Raw genomic sequence first — 22886 nt, 5'->3', positions numbered from 1 at the left:
CGGGTCAGCCCCGTCCGTGCCGCAGGGCCGGGTGGGCGCCGGCGGCGACCAGGTCGGCGACGGCGGCCTTCGGGTCGCGGCCGGTGACCAGGGACTCGCCGACCAGCACGGCGTCCGCGCCGGCGTTGGCGTAGGCGATCAGGTCGTGCGGGCCGCGGACGCCGGACTCGGCGACCTTGACGATGTGGTCGGGGATCTCGGGGGCGACGCGCTCGAAGGTGGAGCGGTCGACCTTGAGGTCCTTCAGATTGCGCGCGTTGACGCCGATGATGCGGGCGCCCGCGTCGACCGCGCGCTCCGCCTCCTCCTCGTCGTGCGCCTCGACCAGCGGGGTCAGCCCGATGGATTCGGCGCGCTCGATCAGGGAGACCAGCGCCTCCTGTTCGAGGGCGGCGACGATCAGCAGGGCGAGGTCGGCGCCGTAGGCGCGGGCCTCCCACAGCTGGTACGAGGTGACGATGAAGTCCTTGCGCAGGACCGGGATGTCGACCTTGGCACGGACGGCCTCCAGGTCGGCCAGGGAACCGCCGAAGCGCCGCTCCTCGGTGAGGACCGAGATGACGGACGCGCCGCCGGCCTCGTAGTCCGCGGCGAGCGCGGCCGGGTCGGCGATGGCCGCGAGGGCTCCCTTGGACGGGCTGGAACGCTTGACCTCGCAGATGACGGTCACGCCCTCGCCGCGCAGGGCGGCGACTCCGTCCTTGGCCTGGGGAGCGCGGGCCGCGCGTTCCTTGAGCTCGTCGAGGCTGACGCGCGCCTGCCGCTCCGCGAGGTCGGCGCGGACGCCGTCGATGATCTCGTCGAGCACACTCACGCGAGAGGCCCCCTTCCGGGACGGTGACAAGGGAACGGGTCGGACGTCCCGATGGTATCCGCAGCGGGGCGCAGGACCCGCATCCGACTGGTGGATGTCCCACTACCTGGGCATTCAGGGGGCGAGCGCCGAGCCGATCGGCAGGTTGCGGACCACGGAGAAGACCAGCAGGACGGCGCCGAACGCCCACCAGTGGACGGGCCGGGGTTCGATCCGCAGCCGGCGCCCGGACCAGGCGCGCCGCGCCCACAGGACCCACAGGGCGGCGAAGGCGACGTAGCCGACGACGGCGAGGGCGTTGGCGCCGAGCGCGGCCGCCAGATCGCCGTGGGCGAAGGCGTGGGCGCTGCGCAGACCGCCGCAGCCGGGGCAGAGGACTCCGGTGAGCCGGAGCAGCGGGCAGACGGGGTAGTGGCCCGGTTCGTTGGGGTCGACCGTGGCGACGTAGCCGAAGGCCCCGACGACGGCGGCCAGCACCCCGGCCGGGACGGCGAGCCGCCGGATCCGCGGGACGGGGGCCGGGGCGGGCGGGTGACCGGGGCGGCCGGTGCCGGGCGGCGGGCCGGGGACCGGGGCGGTTGCGGGGGAAGGCGATGCGTCCACCCGGTGATTGTCGCCGGAAGCACGGCGAGGCGCAGCCCGGACCGGGCTGCGCCTCGCGCGTACGGGAAAGGACTTCAGGAGATCTGCGCCTGTCCGGCACGGGCACGGGCCGCCGCCAGCTCCGCCGACTCCTTCGGCATGCCGAGGCCGGCGGCCTTCATCGCGAGGCCGACGACACCGCCGAGGAAGACGACCACGATTCCGGCCCAGAAGCCGAGCGGGTTGGCCGCGACCATGAAGACGCCCGCGATGCAGAAGCCGATGAAGGAGATGATGACACCGGTCCAGGCGGCCGGGGTGTGTCCGTGGCTGCTGCCCGCCATGAGTTGCTCCTCGTTGGTGTTGCGCTGATGGGTTCGCTCGGGTCGCTGTGCGCGCGGCCGGTGCCGCTGCGGTCAGCTCAGGGACATTGTCCCGTACGTGCGGGTAGGACGTGAGCTGGGGGTCATGCCTCGCGCGTCGGGTCCTCGCCGCGGTCGAGGGCCTTCCACAGGTCCTCGGGGCGGTCCGGGTCGGGGGCGCGGGTGGCCTTGCGGGGGCGGGGGGTGCCGTCGCGCTCGTAGCGGCCGGACATCGTGGGCCAGCGGCTGCCGCAGCGCAGGGCGATCAGTCCGGCGGCCAGGATGAGCAGACCGCCGGCCGCGGTGACGAAGGGCCACGCGGTGTGGCCGAGCGCGTGGATGGTGGCGGCGGTGTCGCCGGTGGTCCGGGCGGCCTGTTCGTCGAGTGCCGTGCTGTCGGAGGCGCCGAGGTAGGCGCTGAGCGCGGCGCCGAGTCCACTGAGGGCCAGCAGTCCGGAGACGGCGAGCCGGGCGGTGCCCCGGACGGCGAAGACGGCGACGAGGGCGGCCAGGCCGACGATGGCGAGGGCCGCGGGCAGGCCGGTGACGTCCTGCCCCTCGGCGCTGAGCGCCAGGCTTCCGCCGCCGACCTCGGCCTTGCCGTCGGCCCAGGTCTGCCCGGAGGAGAGCAGCACGACGGTGGCGCCGGCCGCGCCGAGAAGCAGGCCGGACGCCAGACTACGGCGGTTTCCCGGGCCGTCGGGCGCGGTGGCGGCTTCGGCACGGGGCTGGGGTACGGGGACAGCACTCACATGTCCCACTATCCCCTACCGGCCCGCACGGTCCCACCGCGCCCCTGGCGCGGAGCGGTGCTCAGCGGGCGTGGAGCCGGTTGGCGGTGTGGACGGCGCGGAGCACCGCGGCGGCCTTGTTGCGGCATTCGGTGTCCTCGGCGACCGGGTCGGAGTCGGCGACCACACCGGCGCCTGCCTGGACGTAGGCGGTGCCGTCGCGCAGCAGGGCGGTGCGGATGGCGATGGCGGTGTCGGAGTCCCCGGCGAAGTCGAGGTAGCCGACGCAGCCGCCGTACAGCCCGCGGCGGGTGGGTTCGAGTTCCTCGATGATCTGCATGGCCCGGGGCTTGGGGGCGCCGGAGAGGGTGCCGGCGGGGAAGCAGGCGGTGAGGACGTCGAAGGCGGTGCGGCCCTCGGCGACCGTGCCGGTGACGGTGGAGACGATGTGCATCACATGGGAGTAGCGCTCGATCGACATGAAGTCGACGACCTCGACGCTGCCGGGTTCGCAGACGCGTCCCAGGTCGTTGCGGCCGAGGTCGACGAGCATCAGGTGCTCGGCGCGCTCCTTGGGGTCGGCGAGGAGTTCGTCGGCGAGGGCCTGGTCCTCCTGCGGGGTGGCGCCGCGGTGGCGGGTGCCGGCGATGGGGTGGAGCATGGCGCGGCCGTCCTCGACCTTGACCAGCGCCTCGGGGCTGGATCCGGCGACGTCGAATCCGTCGAACCGGAAGAGGTACATGTACGGCGAGGGGTTGGTGGCGCGCAGCACCCGGTAGACGTCCAGGGCACTGGCGGTGCACGGGGTCTCGAAGCGCTGGGAGGGCACGACCTGGAAGGCCTCGCCGGCCCGGATGCGCTCCTTCACGTCCTCGACCGCCTCCTGGTAGGCGGGCCCGCCCCACAGGGCCGTGTACGGCGGCAGTTCGGATGCGGGCAGGGCGGCGGGGGCGTTCTCGACGGGGCGGCGCAGATCGCGTTCCATCGCGTCGAGCCGGGCGACGGCGTCGGCGTGCGCCTCGTCGACCCCGCTCGTCAGGTCGTTGTGGTTGATCGCGTTGGCGATCAGCAGGACGCTGCCGTCCCAGTGGTCGAGGACGGCGAGGTCGGAGGTGAGGAGCATGGTCAGCTCGGGGAGCTTCAGGTCGTCGCCGCCGCTGTCGCCGATCTTCTCCAGGCGGCGGACGATGTCGTAGCCGAGGTAGCCGACCATGCCACCGGTGAAGGGCGGGAGTCCGGCCTCCCGGTCGTGCGGGGTGTGCAGGGCCTCGATGGTGGCGCGCAGGGCGTCCAGCGGGTCGCCGTCGACGGGGACGCCGACGGGCGGGGCGCCGAGCCAGTGGGCCTCGCCGTCGCGGACGGTGAGCGTGGCGGCGCTGCGGACCCCGATGAAGGAGTAGCGCGACCAGGTGCGGCCGTTCTCCGCGGACTCCAGCAGGAAGGTGCCGGTGCGTTCGCCCGCGAGCTTGCGGTACAGGCCGACGGGGGTGTCGCCGTCCGCGAGGAGCCGACGGGTGACGGGGATGACGCGCCGGTCGATGGCCAGCTTGCGGAAGGTGTCGAGGTCCATGGCGGCAGACCCTACTGGCCGAGGAGGATGTCGGCGTCGAAGCAGGTGCGGTCGCCGGTGTGGCAGGCGGCGCCCGTCTGGTCGACCTTGACGAGGACGGTGTCGGCGTCGCAGTCCAGGGCGACGGACTTGACGACCTGGATGTGGCCGGAGGTGTCGCCCTTGACCCAGTACTCCCGGCGGCTGCGCGACCAGTAGGTGCAGCGGCCGGTGGTGAGGGTGCGGTGCAGTGCCTCGTCGTCCATCCAGCCGAGCATCAGCACCTCGCCGGTGTCGTACTGCTGGGCGATGGCCGGGACCAGTCCGTCCGCGCCGCGCTTGAGGCGGGCGGCGATGGCGGGGTCGAGGTCGCTGGCGGGCCGGGGGGTGCCGGGCGTGCTGGTCATGGCTCCATTGTGCCGTGGTGGCGGGGCGCGGCCGGTGCCGCGTCCACTGGGCGGACGGGGGACGGCGGTCGTACGCTGGCGGGCATGTCGACCCATGCGAAGCGCGAACGACTTCTGCTTGCCGACCTGTTGGAGGCCGTGGGCCCGGAGGCCCCGACGCTCTGCCACGGCTGGACGGCCCGCGATCTGGCCGCCCATGTGGTGGTGCGGGAGCGCCGCCCGGACGCGGCGGCGGGGATCGTCATCGGCCCGCTGAAGAGCCGGAGCGAGCGGGTCCTGGCCGAGTTCACCGGGAAGCCGTACGAGGAGCTGATCCAGCTCATCCGTACGGGTCCGCCGAAGATGTCCCCGTTCGGGCTGAAGCAGCTGGACGAGGTGGCCAACACGGTCGAGTTCTATGTGCACACCGAGGACGTGCGCCGGGCTCAGCGGGAGTGGACGCCGCGCGAGCTGGATCCGGTGTTCTCCGATGTGCTGTGGTCGCGTACGGAGAAGGCGGCGCGGATGCTGGGGCGCAAGGCCCCGGTGGGGCTGGTGCTGCGGAGGCCGAACGGGCAGACGGCGGTGGCGCACAAGGGGACCCCGGTGGTGACGGTGACGGGCGACCCGGGTGAGCTGCTGCTGTTCGCGTTCGGCCGGCAGGCGGCGGCGCGGGTGGAGCTGGAGGGCGACCAGGACGCGATCGGCCGGGTGACGACGGCCCAGCTGGGGATGTAGCGCGGGGCCGCGGGCCCGTACGGCCTCAGTCCGGGAGTTCCGCGCGGCGCAGCGGGGCGAGGGCGAGGCCGATGAGGGCGCCGGCCGCGCAGAGCGCGGCGCCGGCGACGAAGACCGGGCCGGTGCCCCAGAGCGCGACGGCGGCGCCGGTGACGGGGTAGCTGAGCGGTGCCAGGGCGTGGGTGAAGAGCGTCGAGACCGAGGTGACGCGGCCCAGGTAGACGGGGTCGGCGGTGCTCTGGACAAGGGCACCGCACAGGGAGCCGCCGAGCCCGGCGAAGAGTCCGACGAGGACGGCGGCGGCCGCGGCGAGCGGCACGGACGGCAGATACGCCACGGCGGCTATCGCGCCGGCGCCGACCAGCACGGCGGCGCTCATGACGAGCCCGGCGCGCGGGATCCGGCCCCGGACGGTGAGCAGCAGGGCGGAGAGGCCCGCGCCGGTGCCGAAGGCGGCGACGATCCAGCCCATGCCGGAGGCGCCCCAGCCGCGTTCCTCGCTGAGCAGGATCAGGCCGAGGTTGAGGGGGCCGACGAAGCCCAGCTCGCTGACGGCGACGACCAGCATCAGGGGGCCGAGCACGCGGTGGCGGCGGATGTAGCGCAGTCCGTCGGTCAGGTCCCGCAGGGCGGTGCGGGCCGGGCCGGCCCCGGTCTCCGGTTCCCCGGCCCCGTGGGCGGGGAGCGGGGCGATCCGTACGGCGAGGAGCAGCGGGAGCGAGACGGCGAAGAGGACGCCGGCGGCGGCGAAGGCGAGGACGGGGCCGCCGAGGGCCACGGCGAGTCCGCCGAGCGGGGCGCCGACGACGTTGGCGGTGCGGGTGGCGAGTCCGCGCATGCCCTGGACCCGGGCGAGCTGGGAGGCGGCGGTGATCCGGGGCGGCAGCGCGCCGACGGCGGGCAGGAACAGGGCGTCGACCGCGCCGAAGACGAGCGCGACGGCGATCAGCATCCACACGGTGGGCGAGGTGAGCAGGAGCGTCCCGGCCAGTCCGAGGACGACCAGGCAGCGTGCGGTGTCGCTGGCGACGACGACGCGGCGCGGGCCGAGCCGGTCGGCGAGGACTCCCCCGCCGAGCAGCAGCACGGCCCTGGGTATGGAGCCCGCTGCGAGCACCAGTCCGGTCTGGGAGGCGCTGCCGGTCCGGGTGGCCGCCCAGGCGAGGGCCATGTAGTAGACGCTGTCGCCGACGGTGGACGCGGTGTAGGCGCCGAGCCAGCGCAGTACGTTGCGGTCGCGGTGGGCGGGGCGGACGGCCGCCTCGGTGGCGGGCAGGGTGGCGGTCACGGGACGCGGTCCTCTCGGGGTGGCCGGGGTCGGCGGTGGCCGGTTCAGGTGCGGAACGGGAAGCCGTACAGGTGCAGCGCGACGTTCTCGCGGCCTTCCGTGTCCCCGGCCTCCTCGCGGGCGCGGCCCTCGGCCTCGTACCGCTTGATGGTGGTGTTCAGCTCGCGTTCGAGGGAGGCGAGCTCTTCGGCGGTGAGCCGGGCCAGGTACTCCGAGGCGAAGGAGGCCGCGCGCCAGTCGGGGCTCCATGCGCGGCGGCTGTCGAGGTAGCCGCGGTACATCTCGGCGTGCTGGTCGAAGGAGAGCCGGCTGACGGCGCCGTGGGTGGCGACCTTCTCGGGCGCGTCGCTGAAGTCCTCGTCGTGGAAGCTCAGCCCCTCGGAGGCGGGCTGCCACCAGCGCTCGCGGCCGTCCGCGCCCTCGCGCTCGGCCTCCTCGATCAGCCCGTGGTCGGCGAGCTTGCGCAGGTGGTAGCTGACGAGCGAGACCGCCTCGTCGACCTGCTCGGCGAGCTGGGAGGCGGTGGCCTGCCGGGCGACGTAGAGGGCCCGGTAGAGCTTCATCCGCAGCGGGTGCCCGAGCGCCTTGAGCGTGCCGAGGTCGGAGATCCGCCGTGATTCCTTGCGTGTCATGCCCCCACGGTAGATAGGAAAGAAAAGTTGCGCAATATCTATTGCGCAAGAAAAGTTGTACGACTCCGAGGGGCCTCCCCCGCCGTGGCGTGCGCCGCGCGCCGCCGCGTCCGCCGGCCGGTGCGCGAGCCGAGGTGGGCGAGGAGGAAGCCGGCCGGGATCGTCACCAGGCCGGGGGTCTGGAGCGGGAACCAGTGGAAGTCGCGGGCCGGCAGGAGCGCGACCGGCGTACCGGAGAAGGCCGGCGAGAACACCATGAGGACCGCGATCAGCGGCAGCGTCCCGTACACCGTCCAGCGCACCCCGCGCGCGCCGAACCCGGGCCGGAACAGCGCGTACAGCAGGACCGGCGGCAGGACGGAGGCGGCGGCCGCGAAGGAGAGGGAGAGCAGGACCTGCGGATTGCGGTCGTGGGTGTAGGTGGAGGCCCAGACGGCGAGCGCCCCGGTCGCGACGACGGCGAGCCGGGCCCGCAGGATCTCCCGCCGGGCGGAGCCGCCGGAGCCGGTCCGCGGGGCGAGGTCGCGGGCCAGGGACGAGGCGACGGCCAGCGTGATCCCGGCGACGGCGGCGAGCGTGGTGGCGAACACGGCACAGGCCACGAACGCGAAGAGCGGCGAGTCGCGCGGGCCGGCGGCGCCCGGGTCCAGGGCCCCGGTCACCAGCAGCAGCGCGGTGCCGCCCGCCGGGTCGGCGGCCCGCACGGTCTTGTGGCCGAGCAGCGCGGAGGCGCCGAGGCCGACCACCACGACCCCGGCGCACAGCAGGGCCACCGGGACGGCCGCCCAGACCGTGGCACGGCGCGCGGTCCGGCGGTCGCGCAGGGGGTGGAGCCGCATCATGAGGTGCGGCATGCAGGCGGCGCCGAGGACCAGGGTGAGCTGGAAGCCGATCAGGTCCAGGATCCCGGCCGGGCCGTGGCCGAACTGGAGACCGGGCCGCAGATAGGCGGCGCCCGCCCCGCTGCCGTCGCGTGCCGCCGCGGCCAGGGCGAACGGGTTCCCGCCGTAGCGGGCGAGCACCAGCCCCGCGAGGAGGGCGACCGCGGGCAGCACCACGACGACCTTGAGGATCTGGATGTGCCCGGTGCCGCGCATCCCGCCGACGGCGGAGTAGCAGACCATCAGCGCGCCGCCCGCCACCGTGCACGCGGTGACCGCGCCCTCGGGCAGTCCGAACACGGCGGCCATCACCCGCCCCGCCGTGGTGAGCTGCACCAGCAGCAGCGGGGCCAGCACGACCAGCACGGTGACGCCCAGCGCCCGGCGCACGGCCGGATCGCCCAGCCGTTCCGCGAGGAAGTCGCCCAGCGTGAACACGCCCGCGCGGCGCAGCGGTTCGGCCAGGACCCGCATCACGAGCACCAGGGAGGCGACCGTGGCGACGGCGAAGAGGACTCCGTCGAAACCGGCCAGCGCGACGGACCCGGTGGTCGAGAGCAGGGTGGCGGCCGAGAGGTAGTCACCGGCGATGGCCAGCCCGCTCCCGGCCGGCCCCAGCGCCGCACCGCCGCCCGCGTAGAAGTGCTCCGGATCGTCCTGGTCCGCCGCCGCCAGCCCGCACAGCAGCAGCGACACGGCGACGAACCCGAGGAAGACGACCACGGCCAGCGAACGGGCGTCGAACCCGCCGCTCACCGGCGCTCCCCCGGGCCGGGTACGACGCGGGACTCGGGACGGGCACGGAACAGCGGAGGCGGCGGCGACGCCGGGAGCACGAGGGGCATGCCGGACACGGCACCAGCCGCCGGGACCCGCGTACAGCGACGGGCGCGGGTGCGCTGCGCGCGTACAGCCGGTGCCGGGCGGGACTGTGCGCGGACACAGGAGGCCGGGCGGTGCCGGGCCGCACGGCCGCTCGCGGCACCGGCGGCCCCGCCCCGCGCCCCCTCGGCCGGGACCGGCGTGTGCCGTTACACGGTCAGCAGGCGGCGGGCGGCCAGGGCGAGGGAGACCTCCACGGCGTCCGAGGGGCGGGTGAGGCAGCGGCCGGTGAGCTGTTCGAAGCGGCGGAGGCGGTTGAGGACGGTGTTGCGGTGGCAGTAGAGGCGGGCGCCCGCCCGCTGGGCGGAGCCGTCCGAGTCGAGCCAGGCGGTCAGCGTCTCGATGAGCACCTCTCGGTCGGCCGGGTCCAGCCGGTCCAGCGGCCCCAGCACCCGGGCGGCGAGCGCCGAGCCGAGGTCCGGCGAGGAGACGACCAGGGCGGCGGGCAGATGCTCGTCGAGGAGGACCACCCCGCCGCCGGCCGGGCAGGCCCGCAGCGCGGTCTCGGCGAGCCGCCGGGCCTCCCCGAGCGCCGCCAGCCCCTCGACGACGGAGCCGACGCCGACCCGGGCCCCGGCCGGCGCCGACAATCCGGCCGCCAGCGCGGCGAGTTCGGCGTCGGCGGCGTCGCGGGGCGCGCCGGGAGCCGCGTTCTCCGTCCCGGTCGCGGCGGGCTCCGGATCCTCGGGGCGGGCCAGCGGCAGGATCGCGAACTCGGCCTCGGGACCGGGGTGCCAGAGCGCGTCGGTCCCGGCGGGCAGGGCGAGCGGCGGACGCGCGGTGCCGTGCGGGGCGCGGCGGGCGGCGGCGACCGCGAGCACGGCGTACCGGCCGCGTTCCGGGAGGCCCAGCATCGCGGCGGCGTCCGGGAGTTCGGCGATCTGGGCGGTGCCGTCCAGCAGCGCGGCCGTCATCAGGCGCTGCCGGTTCTCGCGCCGCCAGACGAGCCGGCGTTCGGTGCGGCGGTAGGCGTCCGCGACGACCGCGCAGTGCTCGTCCACGAAGTTCCAGACGTCGGCGGCGACATGGACCAGGAGCCGGACGTCCTCGGGGTGCCGGCGCCCGGTCTCGTCGACGAGGTCCTGCCAGACCATCGCCCCGCCCAGCCGGAAGGCGTGCAGGACGGCGTCGAGCGGCAGGCCCTGTTCGGCCCGGACCTCCCCGATCCGCCGGGAGGTGCGGTGGGCGGCCTCCCGGAACTCGCGGGGCTGGATGAGCGAGGCGACGTTGTGGCGCAGCGAGTGGTGCACCTCCTGCCAGATCTCCGCGGCGTCGGCCTCGATCGCCGACCGGTAGGCGGGTTCCCGCTCGCGCAGCGCCTCGACGAGCCGGTCCGTCAGCTCCGGCAGCGCCTCCACCAGCACCCGGGCGGCCCGGTGCAGTACGGCGACGGCCTCGCGGTCGGCCAGCGAACGGAAGCGGCGCGGTATCGGCGCGACGGGGGGCGGCCCGTGCAGCGCCCTGACCCGTGAATGTACGACCTGCGGCATGGCGGCCTCCACCGGGATCGGCCGGCTCGGAAACGGCCGGCTCCGGTTCGCCCAGCCCGGCGTTGGGCATGAGCACACCGAATCATCCTGACGTCCGCAATATGGCATACCGGCCGGTCGGTACCTAGGGGTCTGCGGCCTCCTTCTCATCACGGTCCTGCAACCTCCGCGCCACACGGCCGTTCCGCGGGGCCGGTGCGGCCCTCAGTGACCCAGCACCCGGGCGAGTTCGGTCCGCGAGCGCACCCCCAGGGCGGCGAAGACATTGCGCAGGTGGTGGTCGACGGTCCGGGTGCTCACCGAGAGCCGGAGCGCCACCTCGCGGTTGGTCGCCCCCTCGGCCACACAGCGCGCGATCCGCGCCTGCTGCGGGGTGAGCGCGGTCAGCGGATCGGGGCCGCCGTGCGCGGCCGGGGCCTGGGCCGCCTCACCGGCCGCCCGCAGTTCACCGCGCGTCCGGTCGGTCCAGGCCCGCGCACCGCACCGCTCGAACCCGACCAGGGCGTCCCGCAGCGGCTCCCTGGCCTCCCGGGTACGGCGCCGCCGGCGCAGCCACGCCCCGAACAGCAGCTGTGTCCGGGCGCGTTCGAAGTCGCCGCCCGCCCGGTCGTGATGGGCCAGCGCCTCCCCGTACCGCCCGGCCGCGTCCCCGGGCGCGGCCAGCAGGGCGCGGCAGCGGGCCAGTTGGGCGGGAACCTGGGGGTCGGTGGTCCGGGTCGCCCAGACGGCGAACTCCGTCACGGCCTCGGCGACCGGGCCGCCTCCCCTCTCCCGGTCCGCCCGGCCGGCCAGCACGGACGCCTCCACATAGCAGGGCACGGCCAGCATCCGGGTCGCGAAGTGGCCGCGCCGGGGGCCGGGGCGGACGAGGGGGTCCAGTCGGGCCGCGGCCTCGCCGCAGCGTCCGGCCGCCAGTTCGGCGCGGGCCAGTGCCCAGGTGGCGAGGGTGGCGGCCTGGGCGAGACCGTGCGGCCCGGCACCCGCGAGCGCCGCCTCGGCGTGGCCGGCGCACTCCTCGGGACCGCTCTCCACGGACGCGGCCAGGGCGAGGACGGCGTGCAGATGGGAGGCGGCGTTCGGCTGCCCGGTGCGGGCGGCGGCGCGCAGTCCCTCCCGCGCGTGGGCACGGGCGCGGGCGTGCCGGCCGGCCCGCAGCTCCGCATAGGCCAGATGCTCCAGCGCCTGCGGCAGCAGCGCCTCCGTGCCGGTGGCCCGTACGGCGGCGAGCGCCCTGGTCCCGCAGCGGCAGGCGGCCTCCAGATCGCCCAGCACCAGGGCCGAGACCGCGCCCCGCAGCAGCGCCACCGGGTCCCCCGTCCCGCCGGAGTCCTCCAGACAGCGCCGCAGCAGGCCGCGCCCCTCGGCGAGATGGCCCCGCAGCAGGGCGCGGACACCGTCGCGGTAGGGGACGAGCGCGGGATCGGCGGCGACCGGGGCACGGCTCAGCGCGTCCAGGTACGCGAGCGCGTCCCCCATCGCCCAGGCGGCCTCCGCGGCGGCCAGCCGGGCCTCCAGGGCGCGTCCCGGATCGGCCGGGGCGAGCAGGTCCGCCGCGGTGAGCAGCACCTGATGGGCGTCGGCGGCGGGCCCGTCGCCCAGGGCGAGCAGCCCCCGTACGAGATGGGCGCGGCCGTGCGGGGTCCGGGCCCCCACCCGGGCCAGCAGCGCGCGGGCCCGTCCGGCGTCCCCGGCGAGCCGGGTCTGTTCGGCGGCCGCGGCGAACCGCCCGGCCCGTACCGTCTCGTCGGTGGTCAACCGCGCGGCGCGGGCCAGCGCCGCCGCCCGTTCGCCCGGAGGGCGCGGCGCCGTGGCCGAGGCCTCCAGCGCGTCGGCCAGCCGGTCGTCGGGCCCGTCGGCGGCACAGGCCCACTGCACGAGCGCGGGCAGCGCCGCGGCCCCGGCGACGGGGCGCCCGGGGACGGACGGGGCAGGGGCTCCGGGCGCCGGGGCGGGCGGGGCGAAACCGTCGCGAGCCGACGCGGGAAGGCCAAGGCCGTCCCGCGCCGAGGCCGACGGGCCGAAGCCGCCCGACACCGGGGCGGCGACGGTCTTCGCGCGTTTCGTGGTCCGCCGGTCCGTCCGGGCCGGGGGTGTCAGCAGGGCGGCGAGGAGGCCGTGTGCCGCGCGGAGCTGCCGGGGCGGGGCACGGTGGAGGACGGCGCGGAGCAGCAGGGGGTGCCCGAAGTGGACGCGGTCGCCGGCCCGTTGGAGGACGCCCGCGGTGCGGGCGGGGGTGCGCAGGGTGAGGTCCGGGGCGGTGGTGCCGAGCCCGGCCGCGGCGGCGGCGCGCAGCAGCAGGACCGTGTCGGCCCCGGTCCCCTCGGGTTCGTGCGCGTGGGCCGCGGCGGCGAGCAGCAGCAGGGTGCGGGTGTGCGGGGGCAGGGCGTCGAGGCGGACGGCGTGTGCCTCCAGGACGTCCTCGGCGCCCGGCAGGGGCCAGGGCAGCGCGGTACGGCCGGCGAGCTGGCCGGGGGTGAGCCGGGCGGTGAGGCCGGTGAGCAGCCGGGGGTTGCCGGCCGCCTCCCGCAGGAGTTCGCCCCGGACCACCGGGTCCACCGGGTCCGCTGCTCCCCCGGCGCCGGTGATCCGGTCCAGGAGGGCCGCCGCCGCGTCGTCGTCGAGCGGGCCGAGCCGGAGCGCGGGCAGTCCGGCGAGCCCCGTCCCCTCCCCGGCGGCGGCCAGCACGGCGGCCCGGCTCCCCGCGCCGAGTCTGCGGGCCGCGAAGACGAGCGCGGCCCACGACTCCGCGTCCCAGGCGTCGGCGTCGTCCACGCAGACCAGGAGCGGCCGGTCCGCGCCGAGTTCGCGCATCAGGGCGAGCAGCGCGGCGGGGGTGATCCCCTCGCGCAGCAGCCGGTCCGGTGCCACCGGGAGCGGGCCCGGCGCCGAGCAGAGCAGGGCGTGCAGTCCGCTGAACGGCAGCCGCCGCTCGGCGGGGTCGGCGGTGGCGTACAGCACGGGGCCGGTGTGCCCGTCGCGGTGGAGGGCCGCGGCCCTCTCCAGCAGGGCGGTGCGGCCGGTCCCGGGGAGCGCCGTGAGGACCAGCGCCCCTCCGTCGCCGTACCGAAGGCGGGTCAACAGGGTGTCGATGATGGCGAGTTCACCGCTGCGGCCGTACAGCCGGAGCGGACTGTGCACGGTCGTCGAGGAAGTCACGTCCGGCACGTTACTTCCGCGTAAACAGGGCCGGAAGGCATGCGTCCGCCGCCGTTCCCCGCGTCCCGGCTTGCGGTGCGCGCTCCCAGGAAGGACGGCGTCCGGCTGTGCGCGTGCACAGCGGGGCGCCGTCCGGTCCCGGAGCACGACGGCGGGGCCGCACCGCCCTTGAGCGGTACGGCCCCGTCACCCGGCACCCGGCCGGGCGGTGGTTCAGCGGACCGGGTGTCCGGCCTCTCCGAGGGCGCCCTTCACCTCGGAGATCCGCAGATCGCCGAAGTGGAAGACGGACGCGGCGAGCACCGCGTCGGCCCCGGCGTCGACGGCCGGCGCGAAGTCCGCGAGCCGGCCCGCGCCGCCGGAGGCGATGACGGGAACGGTCACGTGCGCGCGGACGGCGGCGATCATCTCGGTGTCGTAGCCGTCCTTGGTGCCGTCGGCGTCCATGGAGTTGAGCAGGATCTCGCCCGCGCCCAGTTCGGCGGCCCGGTGCGCCCATTCGACGGCGTCGATGCCGGTGCCCCGGCGCCCGCCGTGCGTGGTGACCTCGAAGGTGCCGGCGGGGGTGCGCCGGGCGTCCACGGAGAGCACCAGGACCTGGCGGCCGAAGCGCTCGGCGATCTCCCGGATCAGCTCCGGGCGGGCGATGGCCGCCGTGTTGACGCCGACCTTGTCCGCGCCTGCGCGCAGCAGCTTGTCGACGTCGTCGGCGGTACGGACGCCGCCGCCGACGGTGAGCGGGATGAAGACCTGTTCGGCGGTGCGGCGCACCACGTCGTAGGTCGTCTCCCGGTCGCCGCTGGAGGCGGTGATGTCGAGGAAGGTCAGCTCGTCGGCGCCCTCGGCGTCGTACAGCTTGGCCATCTCGACGGGGTCGCCGGCGTCGCGCAGGTTCTGGAAGTTGACGCCCTTGACGACGCGGCCGTTGTCCACGTCGAGGCAGGGGATGACGCGTACGGCCAGGGTCATCGGGCACCTCCCCGGCGCGCGGGTGCGGACGCGGTCATGCGGAGACCGCCTCCAGCGCCTCTTCCAGGGTGAACGCCTTCGCGTACAGCGCCTTGCCGACGATCGCGCCCTCGACGCCCTCGGGGACGAGCGAGGAGATGGCCCGCAGGTCGTCGAGGGAGGAGACGCCGCCGGAGGCGACGACGGGCTTGTCGGTGGCGGCGCAGACGTTCTTCAGGAGCTCCAGGTTGGGGCCCTGGAGCGTGCCGTCCTTGGCGATGTCGGTGACGACGTAGCGGGCGCAGCCCTCGGAGTCGAGGCGGGCCAGCGTCTCGTAGAGGTCGCCGCCGTCACGGGTCCAGCCGCGGCCGCGCAGGGTGGTGCCGCGCACGTCGAGGCCGACGGCGATCTGGTCGCCGTGCTCGGCGATGACCTTGGCGACCCATTCCGGGGTCTCCAGGGCGGCGGTGCCGAGGTTGACGCGGCGGCAGCCGGTGGCGAGGGCGGCGGCGAGCGTGGCGTCGTCGCGGATGCCGCCGGAGAGCTCCACCTTGATGTCCATGGCGCCGGCCACCTCGGCGATCAGCGCCCGGTTGTCGCCGGTGCCGAAGGCGGCGTCCAGGTCGACCAGGTGCAGCCACTCGGCGCCGGAGCGCTGCCAGGCCAGGGCGGCCTCCAGCGGCGAGCCGTAGGAGGTCTCGGAGCCGGACTCGCCGTGCACCAGGCGGACCGCCTGGCCGTCGCGGACGTCTACGGCGGGGAGCAGTTCAAGCTTGGGCATTACAGCGTCTCGATCCAGTTGGTCAGCAGCTGGGCGCCGGCGTCGCCGGACTTCTCGGGGTGGAACTGGGTGGCCCACAGCGCGCCGTTCTCCACGGCCGCCACGAACCGTTCGCCGTGGGTGGCCCAGGTGACCCGGGGGGCACGGATCTGCGGGTTGGTGACTTCGAGGGTCCAGTCGTGCGCCGCGTAGGAGTGCACGAAGTAGTAGCGCGTACCGGCGTCGAGCCCGGCGAAGAGCTGGGAGCCCTCGGGGGCCTCGACGGTGTTCCACCCCATGTGCGGGACGACGTCGGCCTTGAGCGGGCCGACGGTGCCGGGCCACTCGTCCAGGCCCTCGGTCTCCACTCCGTGCTCGATGCCGCGCTCGAAGAGGATCTGCATGCCCACGCAGATGCCCATGACGGGACGCCCGCCGGCGAGCCTGCGGCCGATGATCCATTCGCCGCGGGCCTTCTTCAGCCCCTCCATGCACGCGGAGAACGCGCCGACGCCGGGCACGAGCAGCCCGTCGGCGTTCATCGCGGTGTCGAAGTCGCGGGTGATCTCGACGTCGGCGCCGACGTGCGCCAGGGCGCGTTCGGCGGAGCGGACGTTGCCGAAGCCGTAGTCGAAGACGACGACCTTCTTCTTGGTGTCCATGTGCGTGCCCCTCAGTCCCAGAGTCCCTGGATCCGCATGACGCCCGCGACCAGGCACATCACGGAGGCCAGCCCGAGCAGCACGACGACGCCCTTGGGCATGCCCTGCTTGGCGAAGGAGTAGACGCCCCCGGCCAGGAAGAGACCGACCACGATCAGGACGGTGTTGAGGCCGGTCACAGTGCGCCCTTCGTGGAGGGGAGGATGCCGGCGGCGCGCGGGTCGCGCTCGCTGGCGTAGCGCAGGGCGCGGGCGAGCGCCTTGAACTGGCACTCGACGATGTGGTGCGCGTTGCGTCCGTACGGGACGTGCACGTGCAGGGCGATCTGCGCCTGGGCGACGAAGGACTCCAGGATGTGCCGGGTCATCGTCGTGTCGTAGGCGCCGATCATCGGCGCCATGTTCTCCGGCTCGGTGTGCACCAGGTAGGGGCGGCCGGAGAGGTCGACGGTGACCTGGGCGAGCGACTCGTCCAGCGGGACGGTGCAGTTGCCGAAGCGGTAGATGCCGACCTTGTCGCCGAGGGCCTGCTTGAAGGCGGCCCCCAGCGCGAGGGCGGTGTCCTCGATGGTGTGGTGCGAGTCGATGTGCAGATCGCCGTCGGTCTTGACCGTGAGGTCGAACAGACCGTGCCGGCCGAGCTGGTCGAGCATGTGGTCGTAGAAGCCGACCCCGGTAGCGACATCGACCTTTCCGGTGCCGTCGAGGTTGATCTCGACCAGCACCGACGTTTCCTTCGTGGTGCGTTCCACGCGGCCTACGCGGGCGCTCATGCGTCGTGCTCCTTCTTGGCGTTCTCAGTGTCTAGCGTGCGAACCGCGTCGAGGAACGCGTCGTTCTCCTCCGGGGTCCCCGCGGAGACCCGCAGCCATCCCGGTACGCCGTTGTCCCGGACCAGGACGCCCCGGTCGAGGATCTGCCGCCACGCGGTGTGGCTGTCGGCGAAGCGGCCGAACTGGACGAAGTTGGCGTCCGAATCGGTGACGTCGAAGCCGAGGGCCCGCAGTTCGGTGACGATCCGGTCGCGCTCGCTCTTGAGCTGCGCGACGTACCCGAGGAGCGTATCGGTGTGCTCCAGGGCGGCGAGCGCGGTGGCCTGGGTGACGGAGGACAGGTGGTACGGCAGCCGGACCAGCTGCACCGCGTCGACCACGGCGGGGTCGGCGGCGAGGTAGCCGAGACGGAGCCCGGCGGCGCCGAACGCCTTCGACATGGTGCGCGAGAGCACCAGGTGGGGGCGGCCTTCGATCAGCGGCAGCAGCGAGGGGTGGTGGCTGAACTCGCCGTACGCCTCGTCCACGACGACCATCGACGGCTTGGCGGCCTGCGCGGCCTCGTACAGCGCGAGGACCGTGTCCGCGTCGACGGCGGTGCCGGTGGGGTTGTTGGGGGAGGTGATGAAGACGACGTCGGGGCGGCGCTCGGCGATGACCGCGCGGGCGGCGTCCACGTCGATGGTGAAGTCCTCGTTGCGCGGTCCGGAGATCCAGCCGGTGCCGGTGCCCCGGGCGATCAGGGCGTGCATCGAGTACGAGGGCTCGAAGCCGATCGCGGTGCGTCCGGGTCCGCCGAAGGTCTGCAGCAGTTGCTGGAGGACCTCGTTGGAGCCGTTGGCCGCCCAGACGTTGGCGGCGCCGACCTCGTGGCCGGCGGTGCGGGTGAGGTAACGGGCCAGCTCGGTGCGGAGCTCGACGGCGTTGCGGTCGGGGTAGCGGTTGAGGTCGCGGGCGGCCTCGCGGACCCGTTCGGCGATCCGGTCGACGAGGGCGTCGGGGAGCGGGTACGGGTTCTCGTTGGTGTTCAGCCGTACGGGGACGTCGAGCTGGGGCGCTCCGTACGGGGACTGGCCGCGCAGTTCGTCGCGCAGGGGCAGGGCGTCCCAGGGATTGGCCGTGGGACCGCCGGCGTTGCTGTTCGTCACTGCTGGGGAACCTTCCACCCGAACCTGGCCTTGAGCGCGGCGCCGTGGGCGGGGAGGTCCTCCGCCTCGGCGAGGGTCACCACATGGTGGGTGACCTCGGCCAGGGCGTCGCGCGTGTAGTCGACGATGTGGATGCCGCGCAGGAAGGACTGCACGGACAGGCCCGAGGAGTGGCAGGCGCAGCCGCCGGTGGGCAGGACGTGGTTGGAGCCGGCGCAGTAGTCGCCGAGCGAGACGGGCGACCAGGGGCCGACGAAGACCGCTCCGGCGTTGCGGACGCGGTCGGCGACGGCCGCGGCGTTCTCCGTCTGGATCTCCAGGTGCTCGGCGGCGTACGCATCGACGACCTTGAGACCGTCCTCCAGGTCGTTGACGAGGACGATCGCCGACTGGCGGCCGGCCAGGGCGGGCTCGATGCGGTCGGCGACGTGCTTGGTCGCGGCGACCTGCGGGACCAGCTCGGCCTCGGTGGCGGCGGCCAGCTCCTCGGAGTCGGTGACCAGGACGGCGGCGGCCATCGGATCGTGCTCGGCCTGGCTGATCAGGTCGGCGGCGACGTGCACCGGATCGGCGGTGGAGTCCGCGAGGATCGCGATCTCGGTCGGCCCGGCCTCGGCGTCGATGCCGATGCGGCCCTTGAGGAGGCGCTTGGCGGCGGCCACGTAGATGTTGCCGGGTCCGGTGACGAGGTTGACGGGCAGGCAGTCCTCGGTGCCGTACGCGAACATCGCGACGGCCTGGGCGCCGCCGGCGGCATAGACCTCGTCCACCCCGAGCAGGGCGCAGGCGGCCAGGATCGTGGGGTGCGGCAGTCCGCCGAACTCCTTCTGCGGCGGCGAGGCGATGGCGACTCCCTCGACGCCGGCCTCCTGGGCGGGCACCACGTTCATCACCACGGAGGAGGGGTAGACCGAGCGTCCGCCCGGCACGTACAGCCCGACGCGCTCGACCGGGACCCACTTCTCGGTGACGGTGCCGCCGGGCACGACCTGGGTGGTGTGCGTGGTGCGGCGCTGCTCGCGGTGGACGAGGCGGGCGCGGCGGATCGACTCCTCCAGGGCGGCGCGGACGGCGGGGTCGAGCCCGTCCAGGGCGGCGGCGATCGCGTCCGCGGGGACCCTGATCGCTTCCAGCCGTACGCCGTCGAACTTCTCCCCCCAGTCGATCACTGCCGCGGAGCCCCGATGGCGTACGTCGTCACAGATCGGCCGCACCGTCTCCAGGGCGGCTTCCACGTCGAACTCGGCACGGGGCAGCAGGTCGCGCAGGGCGCCGCCCTCGGGGAGGGCATCGCCGCGCAGATCGATTCGAGAGATCACACCGCAATTCTCGCAGACCGGCTCCGACGGCCGGACGCCCGTATCACTGGCTGATACATGCCCAGGCCGTCACGGCTGACTATGAGCGTTCACACAGTCACTCAGAGGGAATAACGGGATTACGGCCGACCGGAACCGGAGGGACCGCGTCCCCCGCCGGCCGGCGGCTCCGAACGAGAGGGGCGTCGGTGACCGAACCGCACGACGGGGATTTCCCGGACGACCTCAGCGCTGCCGAACTGGGCATGTGGCAGTCCTTCCGGACCGGGACCACCTACGACCTGCGCGCCCGCGACACGGTGCGCGACGATCCGTTCGCCCCGCAGGGCTGGGGCGTCGAGCGCAGTGTGGAGGCCCGGGTCGTGGCGCGGCTGCTGCTGAACGGACCGCGTCCGCGGCCCGGCCGGGTCGCGGCGCTGAAGCTGCGGGGGCTGCGGATCACGGGGCGGCTGGATCTGGCCGGCGGCCGGGTCGATCCGTATGTGGAGATGACGGGCTGCCGGTTCGACGAGGAGGTCCTGCTGCCCGAATGCCATTTCACGACCCTGCGGATCGTGGGGTGCGCGATGCCCCGGCTGGAGGCGGCGCGGCTGCGCACCGAGGGCGATCTGCATCTGCCCCGGTGCCGGGTGGAGCGCGGCATCCGGCTCACGGACGCGCAGATCGGCACGGATCTGCTGCTCAACCAGATCGACATCGGGCCGGACCGGCAGGGGCGGGCGCTGCTGGGCGACGGGCTCTCGGTGGGCCAGGACCTCCAGGCGGAGATGATCGAGACGCTCGGGGAGCTGAGCCTGCGCGGGGCGAAGGTGGGCGGTTCGCTGAGCCTGCGGGGCAGCCGGCTGCGGGCGGCGCAGGGCCGGCGCGCGCTCAACGCCCCGCAGCTGAGCGTGGAGCGGACGCTGTACATGAGCGAGGCCTGGGTGAGCGTGGACACGGGGAACCCGGGCACCACCCCGCCGTTCGGCATCTCCTCCTCCCCCACCCCGGCGCACGGCACCCGCCCGCAGGTCTTCCGCTGCCGGGGCGGGGTGCGGCTGGACGACGGGCGGTTCGGCGACGCGGTCGACCTGCACAAGGCGGTGTTCCGGCTGGCGGACCGCGAGGAGCTGTCGCTGCGCCGGATCGCCGTCCCCGAGCTGCGCTTCAACCCGGAGCGGCCGGCGCGCGGCCGGGTGGTGCTCAACGGGGCGAAGGTCGTCACGCTGATCGACGTGTCGAGCAGCTGGCCGGGTCCCGGCGGGCTGGCGATGGGCGGCTTCGTCTACGAGAACCTGGTGCCGTACGGCCATTTCCCGCTCGCCCGGCGTCTGGAGTGGGTGTCGGCGGCGACCCCGGAGTACGCGCCGGAGCCGTACGAGCGGCTGGCGGCGGTGCTGCGGTCGAGCGGGGAGGACTCGGACGCCCGCGAGGTGCTGCTGGCCAAGCAGCGGCGGCGCCGGGAGACCCTGCCGCCCGCCGCGAAGCTCTGGGGCTTCCTCCAGGACTGGACGGTGGCGTACGGCTACCGGCCGGGGCGGGCCGCACTGTGGATGGCGGTGCTGTGGGCGGCGGGCGCGCTGGTCTTCTCGCGGTACGAACCGGCCGCGATCAAACAGGACGAGCATCCGGAGTGGAACGCGTCGCTGTACGCGCTGGACCTGCTGGTGCCGGTGATCAATCTCGGCCAGGACGGCTACTGGCGGATGGAGGGCGGCTGGCAGTGGCTGGCGGCCGTGCTCGTCCTGCTGGGCTGGATACTGGCCACCACGGTCGCGGCCGGGGCCACCCGTCTCCTGCGGCGCGGCTGACTCCGCCGGGCCCGTCTCCGTACGCTCCCCGGGGCGCGGCCTTGCCCCGGCGGGCGGCCGCGCACCCCCGAAGCGGTCGGATCAAGCCAAAATCGACCCCATTCCTTTACTCTTTCTTGGCCATGGGCGGGGCAACCCTCCCACTCGGCACCAAAGCTTCACAGCACCCCTCTGGCGCCGTCCCGACCAGCGCTTTTCAATGGTCTGCACCATGTCTTTCCTCCGTGCTCTGCTCCGCACCGCGCGCATGATCCGGCCTGTGCCGGAGCTGCCCGCCGGCTGGCCGGCGGACCATGCGGTGATGCTCGACGCCCCCGACGAGCGGCTGTCGCCCGCCCTGGTGGCCGCCGCCCTCGGGGAGTACGAACCGGCGGCCAAACTGCTGGCGACCACCCGGGACGCGGCGGAGTGGGAGCTGCGGGACCGCTATCTCAACCGGTTGGTGGCCTTCGCCAGGAACCGGGACGGCTGGCTGCGGTCCTGGCTGGCCGCGGCCCCGCACGATCCCGACGCCGCCCTGGTCAAGGCGCAGCTCGCCGTGGAGCGGGCCTGGGACTCGCCGGCCCGCGCCGAACAGCTGCGCGCGGTCGGGCCGGTGATCACGGCGGCGACGCAGGGCGATCCGCGCGATCCGGTGCCCTGGCGGCTGGCGCTGGACCACGCCCGGGGGACCCGGGCCACGCACACCACGTTCGAGGCGCTGTGGGAACAGGCCGTACAGCGCTCCACCCACCACTACGGCTGCCATGTCGCGGCCCTCCAGTACCTCTCCGCCGCCTGGTACGGCTCGCACCGCGAGTGCTTCGACTTCGCGGAGCGGGCGGCCGAGGACGCGCTGCCCAACTCCCTGGTGCAGGCCCTGCCGCTGCGGGCCGCCTTCGCCCTGCTGGCCGACGCCCCGGGCGCCTCGACGACCTCGGTGCAGCTGGACCGGACCGATGCCGCCTGCGATCTGGCGATCGCGCTGTCCGCGTCCTTCGCGCCGGGCGACCCGTGGCCCGCCGAGGTCCGCAATCTGCTGGCGTACGTGCTGGTCGCGCGGGGTCGCTGGGCCGAGGCGCGGGAGCAGTTCGAGCGGATCGGGCCGCATGCGTCGTCGTTCCCGTGGGCGACCGTCTCGGCCGATCCGCTGGGGGTGTTCCTCGACGCGCGGGACACGGCGCGGCGGCGGGCGGCGGCCAGGAGGCCGTCCGGCGACCGGGGCCGGCCGCGCGGCCATTACGCTTGACCGCTGTGACCACCGCTCGCCTGCCCCTGTTCCCGCTGAACGCGGTGCTGTTCCCGGGCCTCGTGCTGCCGCTGAACGTCTTCGAGGAGCGTTATCGCGCCATGATGCGCGAGCTGCTGAAGACCGACGAGGACGAACCGCGCCGTTTCGCCGTGGTCGCCATCCGCGACGGCCGCGAGACCGCCCCGACGGGGGCCGGCATGCCGGACGCCGTGACGCTCCCGGCCGAACGCGGCCCGGCCGACGGTTTCGGCCCCGATCCGGTCCAGAGCTTCCACCGGGTCGGCTGCGTCGCCGACGCGGCGAAGATCCGGGAGCGCTCGGACGGCAGCTTCGAGGTGCTGGCGACCGGCACCAGCCGGGTGCGGCTGCTCTCCGTGGACGCGAGCGGCCCGTACCTCACGGCGGAGCTCGAAGAGCTGGAGGAGGACCCGGGCGAGGGCGCGGACGCGCTCGCCGACGGTGTCCTGCGGGCCTTCCGGGGCTACCAGAAGCGGCTGGCGGGCGCGAACGAGCGTTCCCTGACCACGGGGGCGGACCTCCCCGACGAGCCGTCCGTCGTCTCGTACCTGGTCGCCGCCGCCGCGGTCCTGGACATCCCCGCGAAGCAGCGGCTCCTCCAGGCCCCGGACACCGCGACCCGGCTGCGCGAGGAGCTGTCCCTGCTGCGCTCCGAGACCGCCGTCATCCGGCACCTTCCCTCGCTGCCCGCGGTGGACCTGACCCGCGCCCCGACCCACCCCAACTGAGCGACCGGAGCCTCCGTCC

At 74.6% G+C, this 22886-nt stretch carries 22 protein-coding genes; 4 read left to right on the top strand and 18 right to left on the bottom strand.

Annotated features, from left to right (window positions below; genetic code table 11):
- Positions 1-4: 4 nt before the first annotated feature.
- The 6 genes from trpC to hisI all read right to left on the bottom strand — a co-directional run bounded on the left by trpC (position 5) and on the right by hisI (position 4445).
- Complete coding sequence (gene trpC, locus ACFVDM_RS24030) at positions 5-814, bottom strand: indole-3-glycerol phosphate synthase TrpC (RefSeq protein ID WP_383643638.1); 810 nt, start codon at positions 812-814, stop codon at positions 5-7.
- A gap of 114 nt (positions 815-928) precedes the next feature.
- On the bottom strand, positions 929-1417 hold the full coding sequence (locus ACFVDM_RS24025; RefSeq protein ID WP_383643635.1) for a DUF2752 domain-containing protein: 489 nt from the start codon (positions 1415-1417) through the stop codon (positions 929-931).
- Positions 1418-1491: 74 nt separating this feature from the next.
- Entirely contained in the window at positions 1492-1740 is a 249-nt protein-coding gene (locus ACFVDM_RS24020) for an HGxxPAAW family protein (protein ID WP_383643633.1), read from the bottom strand.
- A gap of 122 nt (positions 1741-1862) precedes the next feature.
- Entirely contained in the window at positions 1863-2519 is a 657-nt protein-coding gene (locus ACFVDM_RS24015) for a TIGR02234 family membrane protein (RefSeq protein WP_383643630.1), read from the bottom strand.
- A gap of 52 nt (positions 2520-2571) precedes the next feature.
- On the bottom strand, positions 2572-4059 hold the full coding sequence (locus ACFVDM_RS24010) for an anthranilate synthase component I (protein WP_383643627.1): 1488 nt from the start codon (positions 4057-4059) through the stop codon (positions 2572-2574).
- 11 nt (positions 4060-4070) lie between these two features.
- Entirely contained in the window at positions 4071-4445 is a 375-nt protein-coding gene (hisI, locus tag ACFVDM_RS24005; RefSeq protein WP_383643624.1) for a phosphoribosyl-AMP cyclohydrolase, read from the bottom strand.
- An 84-nt stretch (positions 4446-4529) separates the two neighbouring features.
- Here hisI and ACFVDM_RS24000 point away from each other — a divergent pair, with 84 nt between their 5' ends.
- A complete protein-coding gene (locus ACFVDM_RS24000) occupies positions 4530-5162 on the top strand; it encodes a TIGR03085 family metal-binding protein (RefSeq protein ID WP_383643621.1) in 633 nt (210 codons plus the stop codon).
- 25 nt (positions 5163-5187) lie between these two features.
- Here ACFVDM_RS24000 and ACFVDM_RS23995 read toward each other — a convergent pair whose 3' ends face one another.
- The 12 genes from ACFVDM_RS23995 to hisD all read right to left on the bottom strand — a co-directional run bounded on the left by ACFVDM_RS23995 (position 5188) and on the right by hisD (position 19100).
- The gene (locus ACFVDM_RS23995) at positions 5188-6450 is read right to left on the bottom strand and encodes an MFS transporter (protein ID WP_383643618.1); all 1263 of its coding nucleotides are present in this window, start codon (positions 6448-6450) and stop codon (positions 5188-5190) included.
- Positions 6451-6494: 44 nt separating this feature from the next.
- Complete coding sequence (locus ACFVDM_RS23990; RefSeq protein WP_383643615.1) at positions 6495-7082, bottom strand: ArsR/SmtB family transcription factor; 588 nt, start codon at positions 7080-7082, stop codon at positions 6495-6497.
- Between the two features lie 38 nt (positions 7083-7120).
- Positions 7121-8719 carry a cation acetate symporter gene (locus ACFVDM_RS23985; RefSeq protein WP_383643612.1) on the bottom strand — a complete coding sequence of 533 codons (1599 nt, stop codon included), beginning with the start codon at positions 8717-8719 and terminating at the stop codon, positions 7121-7123.
- Between the two features lie 275 nt (positions 8720-8994).
- Positions 8995-10335: a helix-turn-helix domain-containing protein gene (locus ACFVDM_RS23980; protein WP_383643609.1), complete on the bottom strand. Its 1341-nt coding sequence runs from the start codon at positions 10333-10335 to the stop codon at positions 8995-8997.
- Between the two features lie 204 nt (positions 10336-10539).
- Positions 10540-13491: a LuxR C-terminal-related transcriptional regulator gene (locus ACFVDM_RS23975; protein WP_383643606.1), complete on the bottom strand. Its 2952-nt coding sequence runs from the start codon at positions 13489-13491 to the stop codon at positions 10540-10542.
- A gap of 213 nt (positions 13492-13704) precedes the next feature.
- Entirely contained in the window at positions 13705-14460 is a 756-nt protein-coding gene (hisF, locus tag ACFVDM_RS23970; RefSeq protein WP_383643603.1) for an imidazole glycerol phosphate synthase subunit HisF, read from the bottom strand.
- Positions 14461-14494: 34 nt separating this feature from the next.
- Positions 14495-15220 carry a bifunctional 1-(5-phosphoribosyl)-5-((5-phosphoribosylamino)methylideneamino)imidazole-4-carboxamide isomerase/phosphoribosylanthranilate isomerase PriA gene (gene priA, locus ACFVDM_RS23965; RefSeq protein ID WP_383643600.1) on the bottom strand — a complete coding sequence of 242 codons (726 nt, stop codon included), beginning with the start codon at positions 15218-15220 and terminating at the stop codon, positions 14495-14497.
- The gene (gene hisH / locus ACFVDM_RS23960) at positions 15220-15861 is read right to left on the bottom strand and encodes an imidazole glycerol phosphate synthase subunit HisH (RefSeq protein WP_383643598.1); all 642 of its coding nucleotides are present in this window, start codon (positions 15859-15861) and stop codon (positions 15220-15222) included. Before hisH ends, priA begins: the two co-directional genes overlap by 1 nt.
- An 11-nt stretch (positions 15862-15872) precedes the next feature.
- Positions 15873-16040, bottom strand: coding sequence for a hypothetical protein (locus tag ACFVDM_RS23955; protein WP_383643595.1), 168 nt, complete (start codon positions 16038-16040; stop codon positions 15873-15875).
- Positions 16037-16633, bottom strand: coding sequence for an imidazoleglycerol-phosphate dehydratase HisB (gene hisB / locus ACFVDM_RS23950; RefSeq protein WP_383643592.1), 597 nt, complete (start codon positions 16631-16633; stop codon positions 16037-16039). The genes ACFVDM_RS23955 and hisB overlap by 4 nt, the downstream gene beginning before the upstream one ends.
- The gene (locus tag ACFVDM_RS23945; protein ID WP_383643589.1) at positions 16630-17781 is read right to left on the bottom strand and encodes a histidinol-phosphate transaminase; all 1152 of its coding nucleotides are present in this window, start codon (positions 17779-17781) and stop codon (positions 16630-16632) included. The genes hisB and ACFVDM_RS23945 overlap by 4 nt, the downstream gene beginning before the upstream one ends.
- A complete protein-coding gene (gene hisD / locus ACFVDM_RS23940; protein ID WP_383643586.1) occupies positions 17778-19100 on the bottom strand; it encodes a histidinol dehydrogenase in 1323 nt (440 codons plus the stop codon). Before hisD ends, ACFVDM_RS23945 begins: the two co-directional genes overlap by 4 nt.
- Positions 19101-19288: 188 nt before the next feature.
- Here hisD and ACFVDM_RS23935 point away from each other — a divergent pair, with 188 nt between their 5' ends.
- From ACFVDM_RS23935 to ACFVDM_RS23925, 3 genes are all read left to right on the top strand, one after another.
- A complete protein-coding gene (locus ACFVDM_RS23935) occupies positions 19289-20890 on the top strand; it encodes an oxidoreductase (protein WP_383643583.1) in 1602 nt (533 codons plus the stop codon).
- A 199-nt stretch (positions 20891-21089) separates the two neighbouring features.
- The gene (locus ACFVDM_RS23930; protein WP_383643580.1) at positions 21090-22118 is read left to right on the top strand and encodes a hypothetical protein; all 1029 of its coding nucleotides are present in this window, start codon (positions 21090-21092) and stop codon (positions 22116-22118) included.
- 5 nt (positions 22119-22123) lie between these two features.
- Complete coding sequence (locus ACFVDM_RS23925) at positions 22124-22867, top strand: LON peptidase substrate-binding domain-containing protein (RefSeq protein ID WP_383643577.1); 744 nt, start codon at positions 22124-22126, stop codon at positions 22865-22867.
- Positions 22868-22886: the final 19 nt, after the last annotated feature.

It is taken from the genome of Streptomyces sp. NPDC057682, assembly GCF_042799575.1.
Lineage (GTDB): Bacteria > Actinomycetota > Actinomycetes > Streptomycetales > Streptomycetaceae > Streptomyces.
Note: the sequence above shows the minus strand (reverse complement) of the source record. Positions and strands in the feature narration are given on the sequence as shown.